At 49.6% G+C, this 12,670-nt stretch carries 11 protein-coding genes; 1 reads left to right on the forward strand and 10 read right to left on the reverse strand.

Annotation, left to right across the window (positions count from 1 at the left end; all coding sequences use genetic code 11):
• Positions 1 to 19 precede the first annotated feature (19 nt).
• On the forward strand, positions 20 to 601 hold the full coding sequence (locus O71_RS14060) for a hypothetical protein (RefSeq protein WP_007657908.1): 582 nt from the start codon (positions 20 to 22) through the stop codon (positions 599 to 601).
• A 95-nt stretch (positions 602 to 696) separates the two neighbouring features.
• On the opposite strand, the gene lysA is transcribed toward O71_RS14060, so the two are convergent.
• From lysA to O71_RS14105, 10 genes are all read right to left on the reverse strand, one after another.
• Positions 697 to 1,842, reverse strand: a complete 1,146-nt coding sequence (gene lysA / locus O71_RS14065; RefSeq protein WP_007657909.1) for a diaminopimelate decarboxylase — start codon at positions 1,840 to 1,842, stop codon at positions 697 to 699.
• The gene (locus O71_RS14070) at positions 1,835 to 3,166 is read right to left on the reverse strand and encodes an aspartate kinase (RefSeq protein ID WP_007657910.1); all 1,332 of its coding nucleotides are present in this window, start codon (positions 3,164 to 3,166) and stop codon (positions 1,835 to 1,837) included. The genes lysA and O71_RS14070 overlap by 8 nt, the downstream gene beginning before the upstream one ends.
• Positions 3,167 to 3,346: 180 nt before the next feature.
• On the reverse strand, positions 3,347 to 4,144 hold the full coding sequence (locus O71_RS14075; protein WP_007657911.1) for an Ig domain-containing protein: 798 nt from the start codon (positions 4,142 to 4,144) through the stop codon (positions 3,347 to 3,349).
• 152 nt (positions 4,145 to 4,296) lie between these two features.
• Positions 4,297 to 7,302, reverse strand: a complete 3,006-nt coding sequence (locus O71_RS23955) for a hypothetical protein (protein WP_155800918.1) — start codon at positions 7,300 to 7,302, stop codon at positions 4,297 to 4,299.
• Between the two features lie 921 nt (positions 7,303 to 8,223).
• A complete protein-coding gene (locus O71_RS27340) occupies positions 8,224 to 8,472 on the reverse strand; it encodes a hypothetical protein (protein WP_369750937.1) in 249 nt (82 codons plus the stop codon).
• Positions 8,473 to 8,477: 5 nt separating this feature from the next.
• Positions 8,478 to 9,377 carry a beta-ketoacyl synthase N-terminal-like domain-containing protein gene (locus O71_RS14090; RefSeq protein ID WP_007657914.1) on the reverse strand — a complete coding sequence of 300 codons (900 nt, stop codon included), beginning with the start codon at positions 9,375 to 9,377 and terminating at the stop codon, positions 8,478 to 8,480.
• Between the two features lie 74 nt (positions 9,378 to 9,451).
• On the reverse strand, positions 9,452 to 9,907 hold the full coding sequence (locus tag O71_RS27345; protein ID WP_369750930.1) for an aminotransferase class III-fold pyridoxal phosphate-dependent enzyme: 456 nt from the start codon (positions 9,905 to 9,907) through the stop codon (positions 9,452 to 9,454).
• Positions 9,908 to 9,945: 38 nt separating this feature from the next.
• Entirely contained in the window at positions 9,946 to 10,716 is a 771-nt protein-coding gene (locus O71_RS27350) for an aminotransferase class III-fold pyridoxal phosphate-dependent enzyme (RefSeq protein WP_369750932.1), read from the reverse strand.
• Positions 10,717 to 10,888: 172 nt separating this feature from the next.
• Positions 10,889 to 11,467 carry a dethiobiotin synthase gene (gene bioD / locus O71_RS14100; protein ID WP_007657916.1) on the reverse strand — a complete coding sequence of 193 codons (579 nt, stop codon included), beginning with the start codon at positions 11,465 to 11,467 and terminating at the stop codon, positions 10,889 to 10,891.
• Positions 11,464 to 12,597: an aminotransferase class I/II-fold pyridoxal phosphate-dependent enzyme gene (locus tag O71_RS14105; RefSeq protein WP_007657918.1), complete on the reverse strand. Its 1,134-nt coding sequence runs from the start codon at positions 12,595 to 12,597 to the stop codon at positions 11,464 to 11,466. Before O71_RS14105 ends, bioD begins: the two co-directional genes overlap by 4 nt.
• Positions 12,598 to 12,670: the final 73 nt, after the last annotated feature.

Raw genomic sequence — 12,670 nt, forward strand, 5'->3', positions numbered from 1 at the left:
TGTCCGATTTGACCCCGGTTTGCTAAATCCGCTGCAAGCTGGCGGTGGTATGCCCTGTATCGCACATACCTATTATTATAATGATGCAGAGAAGTCGCTGGGAACTGTATACAGTGGCATGATACTCCTGTCATTTAGCCAGGAACTTACCCAAGAAGCGGCTACAGCTGCAGCAGGGCAGTATGCTTTTATTGAAGAGATGGGGCAGCCGATCCATACAAACTCTGCTCGTTTATACCCTGTCAAGTTAGCGGCAGGACTTAGCTGCCAGCAGGTAGAAGGAGCGATATCCGAGGTTTCAAAAGATCCGGCAGTAGCATACGCAGCTCCCTATTTCGAGTCTGCCGGAGGTAAGCTATTGGGTGTATCGAATGAATTTATTGTAAGTGTGGAAAGTGGCCGACAGCCAGCTGAGCAGGTGATCAAACGCCTGACTGCAGCGACCCGCACTGAAGTAGTAACTGAGCTGAGCGCTAATACTTTTGTATTGCGAGCTGATAAAAATTCACGGGGCAATGCGCTCGAGATGGCTAACTTCTTCCATAAGCAGCCGCTCATAAAACATGCTGAACCAGACTTTGTGGTTTCAGTCAGCATGTAAAGTTTTTGATTGTGATGGTTTTGGGTTAAGAGTGAGAAAGCCCCGGTTCCTTGACTGAAACCGGGGCTTTCGTTTTATCAGAGGGGATGCAAAAACTAGCTAAGGTATACGGCAGCCGCTTTGTCACGCAGGTTGTAGGCCGAAGCCATCACCTCGCCATAAGCGCCCGCTGTGCGGATGGCAATCAAGTCACCACGATTAGTCTCGGGCAGCACTACCGCCTTGCCAAAGCAGTCTGACGATTCGCAGATCGGGCCTACGACGTCATATTTGTCCTCAGGGCCTTTGCTAGTCAGATTCTCTATTTTGTGGTACGACTGGTAAAGTGCCGGACGTATAAGCTCTGTCATACCGGCATCCAGGATGGCAAAGTTCGTCGAAACACCTTTCTTGATGTACAGTACTTTGGAGATAAGCGTGCCGCTCTGGGCTACGAGTGCGCGCCCCAGTTCAAAGTGCACCTGCTGGTTAGGACGCACCTCCAGAAACTGATTGAACAGCGAGAAGTATGACTCAAAATCAGGTATAGGCTGCTCGTCCGGACTATAGTAGTCCACGCCAAGACCACCGCCCACGTTAATGTGCTCCAACTGCACCTGCTGTGACTCGAACCAGTCCTGGAATTCGTTTACACGGGTACACAGGTTTCTGAAAGCCGACAAGTCCGTTATCTGAGAGCCGATGTGGAAGTGCAGGCCGATCAGCGACAGGCTCGGGAGTGATTTAAGCAGAGTCAGCACATCTGGCAGTTCCCAAGCATTGATACCGAACTTGTTTTCCTCCAGCCCTGTGGTGATGTACTTGTGCGTATTGGCATTCACGTTCGGGTTGATACGCAGCGCTACACGGGCCGTTTTGCCTTTTGCCTCAGCTAACTCGTTCAGCACGATCAGCTCGTGGCTTGACTCACAGTTGAAGCAGAAAATGTTTTGATCCAGAGCGTAGTTGATCTCTGCATCGGACTTGCCTACACCTGCAAACACCACGTGATCAGCCGGGAAGCCATTTTCAATGGCACATTTCACCTCATTTCCGCTCACGCAGTCAGCGCCAAAACCCACGGCACGCATCTCGTTCAGGATCGGGCTGTTAGTGTTAGCCTTCATGGCGTAGTGCACCTGAAAGTTATATTTAGCTGCCTCCTGGCTGGCCTGCTGCAGGGTTTGGCGCAACAGGTTGAGGTCGTATACATAAAAAGGAGTGGCGTGCTGCTGCAACTCCTGCACAGATAAATTAAGCATTGCTGTTGTTCCTTTCAAAGATGCCCTCATTCAGCAGGACAAGAGATCTTTCTTTATCGGTTGTGTTGATGAGTAAGCTAATGTTGTTTTTGCTTCCGCCGTAAGAGATCATGCGCAGCGGAATATCACGGAGCGCTTTGAAAATCTTGAGGCCGGAGCCGCTGCGATCGGCAATAAAATCGCCAACGATACAAATGATGGTCTGGTCCTGGTCAACCTCTACCTGTCCGTACTCCTGAAGCTCACGCGTGATCTCAGCCAGGAACTTCGGGTTGTCGATGGTCAGGGACACGGCTACCTCAGAGGTCGTGATCATGTCGATCGGAGTCTTATACCGTTCGAACACCTCAAACACGCTGCGCAGAAAGCCATAGGCCAGGAGCATACGTCCGGATTTGATCTTGATTGCTGTGATACCGTCTTTCGCCGCTACCGCCTTGATGCCCCCTTTTCCGGTCTGCGCTGAAATGGTAGTACCCTGCGCCTGTGGCTGCATGGTGTTGAGCAGGCGCACCGGAATGTTCTTCTGCTTAGCTGGCTGTACGCTGGACGGGTGTAGAATCTTGGCTCCAAAATAGGCAAGCTCCGCCGCCTCGTCAAACGACAGTTCCGCAATCGGGAAGGTGTTTTTCACGATGCGCGGGTCGTTGTTGTGCATGCCATCGATATCGGTCCAGATCTGGATTTCGCTGGCATCTGCAGCTGCTCCAATCAAAGAGGCGGAGTAGTCCGATCCGCCACGCTTCAGGTTGTCGACCTCGCCAAAGGCGTTGCGGCAGATGTAGCCCTGCGTGATGAACAAAGTAGCGTCCGGGTGCTTCTCCAGCTCCAGTTTCAGGTTCTTGCTGATGTAGGCCGTGTCGGGCTCCTCATTCTCGTCGATCTTCATGAAGTTAAGGGCCGGCAGCAGCACGGAAGGTATACCTTGCTCTTCGAGGAAGAACTGGAACAAAGCCGTTGACAATAGTTCGCCCTGCGCCAGCACGGCACGCTCTTCGTAAATGGTGAAGAGGTCGAGCGTGAAGGAGCGGATGTGATCAAAATGATGCGAAATCAGCTCAAGTGCCTGTTTTTTCTTGTCGTCGGTAAGGTAGAGCGCCTCTACCACCTGTTTATATTTGTCGTGCAGCGCATCGATGAGCGCATTAGCTTCCTGGTTAGCATTCTGGTAGAGCGTCTCCGCTATCTGTACCAGCTGGTTGGTAGTGCCCGACATTGCCGAGAGCACCACGATCTTCGGCGATCCATCGTTGATGAGGTCCGCCACTGCTTTCATTCTTTCAGCCGACCCTACAGAGGTGCCGCCGAACTTTAAAACTTTCATCTAGTTGGTCTGAAATAAAAAGTATAGTCAGAAGATGATCAGGTATAGCCTTCTGCAAGGTATAGGGTGAGCAAAATCCGGCTGCAAATTTAACAAATTCAGTGCAGAAGTGTGATAACTGGCTAAAAAAGAAAAGGCAGCCGATTGCGGCTGCCTTCTCCTGTAGTGTCATACCTGGGCTTAGTTTTTCATGATGCGTGTGGTTGACTCCATGCCCGCGCCCACTACCTTCAGAATGTACATGCCGGACTGCAGCTGTTCCAGGTTCAGCTCAAGTCTGTTCACCCCGGCGTCAAGCTGCAGGTCTTGGTTCATGACACGCCGCCCGTTCATGTCGTAGATAGTCATAGCGGCCGCCTGCGCCTCCGGTGCCGTAAGCGTTACCTTGATCACATCCTGGAATGGGTTCGGATAAGCTTGGGTCGCCAGCTCACGTTCCAAGCCTCTGGCGTTCACCGCAATCACGTTGCTGTAAGCAAACTGCCCATCGGTATCCACCTGCTTGAGTCGGTAGTAGACGGTGCCCTGCACCGGCGTGCGGTCTACGAACTGGTACTTGGTCTCCAGGCTGGTAGTGCCTTTGCCTTTCACCGTGCCGATCTTCTCAAAGCTCCTCGCATCGTGGCTGCGCTCAATCTCAAACCGGTCGTTGTCCAGTTCCGAAGCCGTGAGCCACTCCAGGTGCGCCTGGTTGTTGCGGACAGCGGCCGTGAAGTAGACCAGCTCGACTGGGAGTGGGATGATGATTGGTTCGTTGCCTATGAGACGAATGACGATGCTGAGGGTGGTAACCTCATCAAACTCATCTGTTAGCTGAATAGTTAGAGGATATACGCCTTCGGTGTCACCAAGAAGACTAACATTGGAAACGCTGATTGTTCCATTAGTTGTATTAAAATCTATACCTTCCGGCAGGCTTCCAAATAAGATTTCTGCGTTTTCTATATCGCCGTCAGGGTCCGTTGCAAATGCGAGCACATCACCATTCGCATATTCATTATTATACCTTGGCGGATTGATGGTATAAAAGGCATCGCAGTTAACTAAAATTTCTACATCATCCGTTGATGGAGTGGCGTCATCGTCACACTGTGAAAGGGAAGTCCACCGGAATATATACCTACCAGAAGTCAACCTGTGATAGTGGCGTTTGGATCGTTTGGTGATGTAATAGGCACAGTAGGTCCCTCAATTTGTGTCCAGGTACCGGCATCTGGCCCCACATCATTAGCATTTAATACAACTGACGACGTGCCGCAAATTCTCTGATCCTCTCCGGCATTGGCTTGCAAGGTTTCGTTAGTTACGATAATTGTGGCTGTATTAACCAACACCAAATTATTACATCCTCCACCACTTACTGTTGCATAAAATACTACCTCACCTTCTGTATTTAGTGTAGGGGTTGGCAAACTTCTTACGTCTCCATTTCCAGTAAACGAGCCAATGAATTGGTCACCCGAAGGATTAAATGTTGGTCCTAGTCTACGGTATATTCTATAGGTATAATTACTATTATCTTCTGTAGCTACATTTATCCGGTTACCCGACCCCACACATACCTTTGCATTATTCGAGAAAACAGCATTGTTAACGGTTGGACCCGCAATAAATATTTCACCTTGGTCAAGTATGGTAACTCCACAGGCTCCTTCTCCTGGAAAGGACACACGTAGGCCGATAGTTGTGAAAGTAGTGATAGGGCCAGAGTTCAATACAATTGCTCCTGTTGATCCAGGGACAGGAGCTCCTACTACATCACCGGTCACCTGATTAACCAACTGGTAAACGTATGCAGGATTTGAGCCAGTTAAGGAGTAACTAACACTACCGGTTCCGCATACAGGTTGCGCACCTATAGGCGTCAGTGTCAACCCTGTAGTAGCTGGTTGTGGCCGTACTGTTACCGTTGCTGTGTTAGCCGAAATAGCGTCGCAGGCTGTACCATCCAAGCTTCTGGCTCTGTAATTAACTGTCTGTGTGATGTTGGCTGAAGTTAAATTGGTGAAAGGACCAGAAACTAGAGTAATAGGCCCACCTGTACCAACTACAGAATTGCCTGATTCTTGATTGTTAACTATTAACCGGTAGATGATGCCGTATTCTGAGCCCGACAAGGTAAAGCTGGTGGTGTTGCCGCCGCAAACTTCCGTTGTGGTAGGGCTTAGTGTAAAGGCAGCTGCCGGAGGACTACATGTTACAATGACTGACTCTGATTGTCTGCTTTCACAGCCATTTGGTGGCGTGAAGGTGGCAGTTACAGTTGCCCCGGCAAACAAATCGAGTGGCGATATACCTTCTACACCCCAGGTAGTGCCTGAGATAAAAACAGGTGTTGGATATGGCGTGCCTTCGATGTACAGCGTGATCTGAGCTCCGGCTGCGGAAGCTGGTGCCGTACCTGTTATGGTTGTGGCGCCTGCCGTGATCGGGTTAACAGTTAAGACACCTTCTGGTCCAGGCGTAGCCGTTACAATGTTAGAGTTTACACTCGATATGTTGCCTGCTGATACTGCTCTGGCTGAGATAGGGGTTCCAGCAGCAATGCCTCCGGCTGTGGTTGATGTAAAATCCGCTACCCAAACACCCGTGCTGGTAACAGTTGCAGTTAGCGGTGTGGTACCGTCATTTTGAGTAACAAGCGCACCTGTTCTATTACCGGCCGTGCCACCTGTGTAAAACTGAATCGTTGTACCGATCGGGTTTGTAGAGGTACCTGATAAGGTAGTAACAAACCCGCAGTCAGGCGCATTGATCACAGGAGCAGTTAAGGTTGGACGAACAGTTACAAAGTTGGAAGGAGCAGATGTTAAACCACAACCATCACCAAAGGTAGAGCGAACAGATAAAATATCGCCAGGAGCTAATGGAGTGGTGAGATTCGCTATGGTTAATGTGTAGGGGCTTGATCCTGCGATAGTGGCAGTAGCTCCTGTCTGATTACCGTTTCTATACAAGACGATTGTTCCTGTGCCTGTCACATTGGCTGGACCTGCCCCACTAACAGTAACAGTTAACGAAGTGAGGTTAGTTGGAACATTTGTGGGGGTAGTTGTGAAGGCTGTGCCATCATAAGTTGCGCCTGTAATGTTTACTAACTGAGAGTTAACTGTTGAATTACCACCAGTAGTTCTACAAAGTTGGTTGGAATTAATAGATTCGCAGCCAGTAGGGTTTCCATTTGCATCAATTGGGGTTGTAGTAATAATATAATTTGTATTATTAGCTGTGCCGTAATTAATTTCTCCAGAACTGCCCTGGTTTAGTGTGAATATCTCCTCGTGGACTGGTTGTTGACTTCTAGTTGTACCACTTATAGTATATACCTTAACCTGTTGACGGCCTGATAAATCTGTTGTAAATAATATGTTTCTTGGGTTGCTCTGTCTGGTGCCCGTAATTCTTGGCGCAGGAGTAGTGCATATACCAGTTGTAACCGTTACGGCATTAGAAAGGGGCGAGATGGTTTTACCAGGTGCCGTCACTCTGGCTGTAACGGTGCTTCCTGGTGTCAGTAAAGTACTTGGTATACCGCTCAGTGTCCAGGTTCCGTTCGCACTCACAGTTGGACAAGTTAGTTGACCAGCGCCTCCACAGATGGATGCACCATTTAGGAGTACATCCACAACAGTGCCTGGTATCTCTGTGCTGGTGCCCGAAATGGAAGTACTGTTGGCATTTATCGGACCATTTACTACTGGCGCTGCAGAAGGAGCAGGGGCTATACCTGAGCTTCTGATCTGGGTTAGAGAGGTAGGTTGAAATACGCCCAGTAAAGCACGCCATGCATCCGGTGCATTGTAGCCATATGATTGAAAATTGACACCACCCACATCTGAAATAGTACCTGTAAAACCACTTTGCGCACTTGTAATGGTAATACCGCTCATACGCAACTGGGTAGTAGGCGTAATTGCTTCTCCGAATACACTAAGTGGCACATAAAAATCGTAAAAATAATCAGGATCGCCTCCGTTTGTGGAGCCAGCTACTGATCGCTGAGAATATTGGTCAACTGCCCCTATAAAAATGGTGCCGCTTGTCGTGCCTCTATGGTCCAATACCTGTACAGCTGAATTAGAAGCTAAAAGCACTTCAAACTCAAATCCAGGGTTTGCTCCCGTACCCTCAAACAAATTGTTCGAGTCGATCAGGACGCTGTAGCCCTTTGACGCACTTGAGTTACCCCCTACACGCATTCGGAACATGAGGTTTGTGCCATCGAAATACACGGCAATGGGCGAGCCTGTGGAGGGAGAAGTGATAGGGGTAGCAGGTCCAGCCAGGTCTGTGTGGCCACCTGCAGTGCCTGTATTGAGATCTCCGGTGGGTTCTGACGTAAGGGCCGGAAACTGTCTGTAAGGAATCTCACTGTTACCTACTCCTTCATCTCTTCCATTGGTGAATCCTGTTCTATTGATGGAGACATACCCATCTCTATTAGGGTCCAATATTTGTTGTCCGGTTCCGACTGATGGTCTTATGATGAGGCCTGGTGTGGTTTGCGCAAATGCACCTGCGATCGTGACTACGAATAAAATGGCAACCCATAGGGTGCTACGTAGAAACGAGACTTGTATAATTTTTTTCATAGTCCAAGTAAAAGTTTGTTATAGCATGTACTTTTTAGGGTAAACAACACAATAACTAATAGTCTGTAAATGGTGCGAAATGGCTTGTCCAGACTACTTGTCCAGACTATTAGATTGTATTGGGTTATACGTTCCTGTGCTACAAAACTTTAGTGTGCAATTGGATGGAAATTGGAGAGGTTTACTTGTTATAATTGTATTAATAAGACGCTATATTTTTATAGAAATATCTAGTGATATAGAGACTCTTAGCTATTTCTTGTGTTATGAGGGGTTTTAAGAATAGTGTCTTGGCCTAGGAGCTGGCAGATTGGTAAGGGGTTGAATTAAGTGAAAAAAACAGTGCAATTTTTGTAAAGGGATTGAGTTGTTTGAAGAGCGGAAATGTACAATATTTACGCTCTATAGCATGAGTGAATATAAGGAAGGTGAGTTGAGGTAAGAATTTAAAAAATCCTTGATTTTCTAAACGATCGAAAGAACGATACTGGCTGCATTTCCACCGAAGCCAGCGGCATTTACTAAGATGCGACGCATAGGGCCAGAAGTGTGTGTTGGGAGTAAATTCGTATAACCTGGGGTAGTAATTTGCTGGGATGAGAGCAGGTGCAGGGCATATTGTAGACTCAATGCACCGGAGGCACCTAACGTGTGACCTATCAAGTGCTTGTTCGTAGTCAGAGAAGGTAATTTATCGCCTAATACAGCTTCGATCGCAGCTAGTTCAGCATTATCTCCGGCTCTGGTGCCAGGGGAGTGGTGATGATCGCATCAATCTGGTTATCATCTTGACCAAGATGACTAATGGCATGTCGCATGGATCTCTGGAAATTCTGGCCCTCTGCTGATATACCTGTTTTACTCGTGATTTGCTCAAACCCAAAACCGACTGCTTCTATAATGACATCAGCTGTTCTAAGTTCTGTTGAAAGAGCTTTTTCGAGAGCGAAAACACCAGCGCCTTCCCCTAACACAAAGGTGTTTTGCCCGGAGATGCCGTAGGGCTGACAAGGAAATAAATCATCTTGTAACCTGGAATATATACCCACCGCTTTCATCTGGGCTATGGTAAAATCTGTGAGTGGCGCTTCGGTACCGCCTGCCAGAAAGCGATTTGCCATACCTGCCCTGAGCCAAGCAACCCCGTTGGCTACAGCCATGAGTGCCGTACTACAGGTAATAGAGTGGCTGATCTGGGCGCCACCGGCATTCACAGCATGTCCTACCCAACTCGATAAATTGCCCAAAGTGGTCGTAGGGGAGGAGGAGGAGGAAAGCTGGCCTAGCTGATATGCGTCGTAATGGTGCTCAAACAATCCGGTTGCTCCTCTGGAGGAGCCAATGTTCACCGCCAGATCTTCCTGCTGAGCTGTACCCTGGTTTAACCAACCTGCCTGCGTAGTAGCCTGTATTGCCGCAAAAATTGCCAGATGCACAGAGCGATCCAACTGGCGGTAGCCCGAATTACTGGAGATAAGTGCCTGTAGTGCTGCCTCTGCCGTTGGCGGAAGGGAAGCTACGGGGGTGGGTTGCCCTTGATGTTGTATAATAGTGATGGCAGGCTTTCCAGCAAGGTAGCCTTGAGCAATCGTTTCACTATCGGCCCCAAGCGATGACACAGCACCACAGCCTCTGACTACGATATGTTCTTTTGCAGATTTCAAATCAGCCGCAAATGTAGCAGAAATTAAGCTTAATCATGCAGAGTGGTCTGCTGAGGGGGCTCAAAATAGCGGTTGCCCGTAATGAGTTCCTGCATGCCTCGTATGGTCTGGTACACCTGATCTAATTGTGCATCAGTAATACAATATGGTGGGATGATGTAAATAATGTTGCCGAGCGGACGCAGGATCACCCCTTGCTCCAAGGCGAAACTATAAAGTGTGTCGCCCAGTTTGTTGAAGTAAGAAGTGCCGTCCGCCTCGAACTCCACCGCCAGAATAGTTCCCTGCTGACGTACTTCAACGACTTTGGGCATCGATTTGAGTTGTTCTGCAAAAGCTGTGTGACGCTGGCTGATGTGCGTGATATGTTGTTGTGTTTCTTCCTGCAGCAGCAAGTCCATGCTGGCCAGGCCAGCGGCGCATGCAACTGGGTTGCCCGTGTAACTGTGCCCATGAAACAGGGTCTTGTGCTTATCGTCGCTCAAGAAGGCTTCGTAAATTTTTTCATTGCAGGACGTGGCGCCTAAAGCATGGTACCGCCTGTCAACCCCTTGGACATGGTAACCATGTCAGGTTTGAGCTGTTGGTAATCACTGGCAAAGATACGTCCAGTGCGTCCAAAGCCCGTCATCACTTCGTCGGCGATGGTCAGGATCTCGTGCCGCTGGCAGATATTTAGAAGTTGGTCCAAAATGTCCGGGGTATACATGACCATACCTGCAGTGCCGAGCACCAGCGGCTCGTAAATAAATGCGGCTATGTCGCCACCGTGGGCATAGGCCTCCAGCTGTTTTACTGTCTTCTCTTCGTTGTCAGGTATAGGCACATCAATAAAGCAGACCTCAAACAAATAAGACCAAAAGGGCGCCGTGAAGGCGCTGCGTGCACTCACCGCCATTGCCCCGAAGGTATCGCCGTGGTAGCTGTTGCGAAAAGCGATGATTTTACGCTTCGGTATACCCTTGTTCTGCCAGTACTGGATCGCCATTTTGAGTGCGACTTCTACGGCTGTAGAGCCATTGTCGGAGTAGAAGATGCGGCTCTGGCCTGTTGGCAGGATCTGTATGAGTCGCTCGGCAAAGGTAATGGCGGCAGGGTGGGTGAAGCCGGCGAAGATTACGTGCTCCAGCGTCTGCAACTGATCGGCTACCTTTTGCGCGATATAAGAATGCGCATGCCCGTGCAGGTTCACCCACCACGAAGCTACGGCATCGATGTACGTCTTTCCATCCTCCGCATACAACAGCGCTCCTTCGCCCCGGACGATCGGTATAGGGAGGGCAGCGGTTTTCATCTGTGTGTACGGATGCCAAATGACGTTATGATCGCGTTCTGCTAAGCTCATTTTTGAATGAGTGAGTTAGTAAATGAGTGATTTTAGTAGAGTTTAATCAATAGGCTTTCAGGTTGTTTATCCTTTGTTATACAGGCTTACAGGTATGGTACAAAACTCTTAGCATACTCAGCTACAGCCTCTTGGCAGAAGTCGGCTTCCTGACGGATAGACGGTAGTCGGCGCAAGCTGTATACTTGATGATGAAGTCCTCGGATGTCTGGTTCTCCTCTCCGTTGAAAATAATGCCCGCCACCGGCACTTTGCGGTAACGCAGTACCTCTGCTGTGAGCAAGGTATGGTTAATGCTGCCGAGGTAGTTTCTGGAAACGAGGATCACCTCCAATCCCAGTTGTTGCACCAGGTCCAGCACTAAGTAGCGCTTGTTCAAGGGCACCATCAATCCGCCCGCACCTTCTACGATCAGGTTGTTCTGTGTTTCAGGAAGCTCCAGTCCGTGCACGTCGATCTCGATGCCTTCGGCTGCCGCCGCTTTGTGCGGAGAGGCGGCCATCTTAAGGCGGTAGGCTTCGGGGTGAAACACGGACTTTTCATTTGAAATAAGACTTTTAACCGTGTCTGTGTCGGTAAAGTCTAGACCGCCCGCCTGTACGGGTTTCCAGTAGTCGGCCTGCAGTGCTTCGGTGAGAATGGCTGCGGCAACTGTCTTGCCAACGTCCGTTCCGATGCCTGTTACAAAATATCTTTTCATGTACCTTTCGCTATGGCCTGCACGAGGCCGTCAATTTCTTCTTCACTATTATAGGCATGCACGATCACGCGGAGCCGCTCTGTGCCGGCGGGCACAGTAGGGGGCAGCACGGGGCGCACATCATATCCTGCTTGTTGCAGCGCAGCCGCTAGCGCCTTGAGTTGCCGGGACTGTTGCGGGAAAACAGATAGGATCACACTGTTTTCCGGAGTGCAGCGAATGCTGCTAAGTTTGTTCAGTTTCTGGTACAGTCGGGTCGCTAATTGCTGCACGCGCTCACGCTCAGGCGCGAGTTTGGACAGCAGGGTATAAGCACACTTTAGGGCCACCAGCGCATGCGTCGGTAGGCCTGTCGTGTAAATAAATGCTCTACTATAATTAATCAAAAAGTCGCGCAGCACCTTGGGCCCAACCACGGCAGCCCCGTGACTGCCCATGGCTTTGCCATAGGTGATTACCTGCGCAAACACCTGGTCCTGTAGTCCAAGTGCCACTGTCAACCCTTCACCGTTCGGGCCATACAAACCCACGGCATGAGCCTCGTCTACAATCAAAGCGGCGCTGTACTCGTTACATACCTGAGCCAGCTCCTTTAGCGGTGCCTTGTCGCCGTCCATGGAGTAGACAGATTCCACCACCACGTATACCTGTCCGGTTGCGTGCTTCAGCTTTTGCCGTAAATCCTCCACACTGTTGTGGCGGAAGGCGTAGGTCTTGGCAAAGCTCAGGCGCAGGCCGTCTTTCATGGAGGCATGGCTGGCCTCGTCATAAAACACGGTATCGCTACGCTGCGGCAGGGCAGACAATAGGCCCACGTTTGCCGTATACCCGGAGTTAAAAAGCAACGCCGCCTCCCCCTTGTGGTAGGGCGCAATGATACCTTCCAGCTCTTCGAAGAGGCCGTGGTTGCCCGAAAGTAGTCGGGAGCCAGTTGCCCCCAATGGTAAATGCCTGTAGTGCTCCTCTTCCTTGTGGATAAGCGCCCGCAATTTCTCACTGCGAGCAAGGCCGAGGTAATCGTTGGAACAGAAGTCAACTAGTCCGGCAGTGATTTTAAGCGTACGCAAAGTACCCTGCGCCGCCCGTTCAGCCAGCTTCTGCTGTAGTTTATTTTTCAGGACATCAGACATGGATTAGAACTCAGTTTTCTGATTTCAATATAGGTTTAATGTCTTGATGCCTCTAAAGTTTAGAGATCAAAAA

This window comes from Pontibacter sp. BAB1700 (assembly GCF_000277005.1).
In the GTDB taxonomy this organism is placed as follows: domain Bacteria; phylum Bacteroidota; class Bacteroidia; order Cytophagales; family Hymenobacteraceae; genus Pontibacter; species Pontibacter lucknowensis.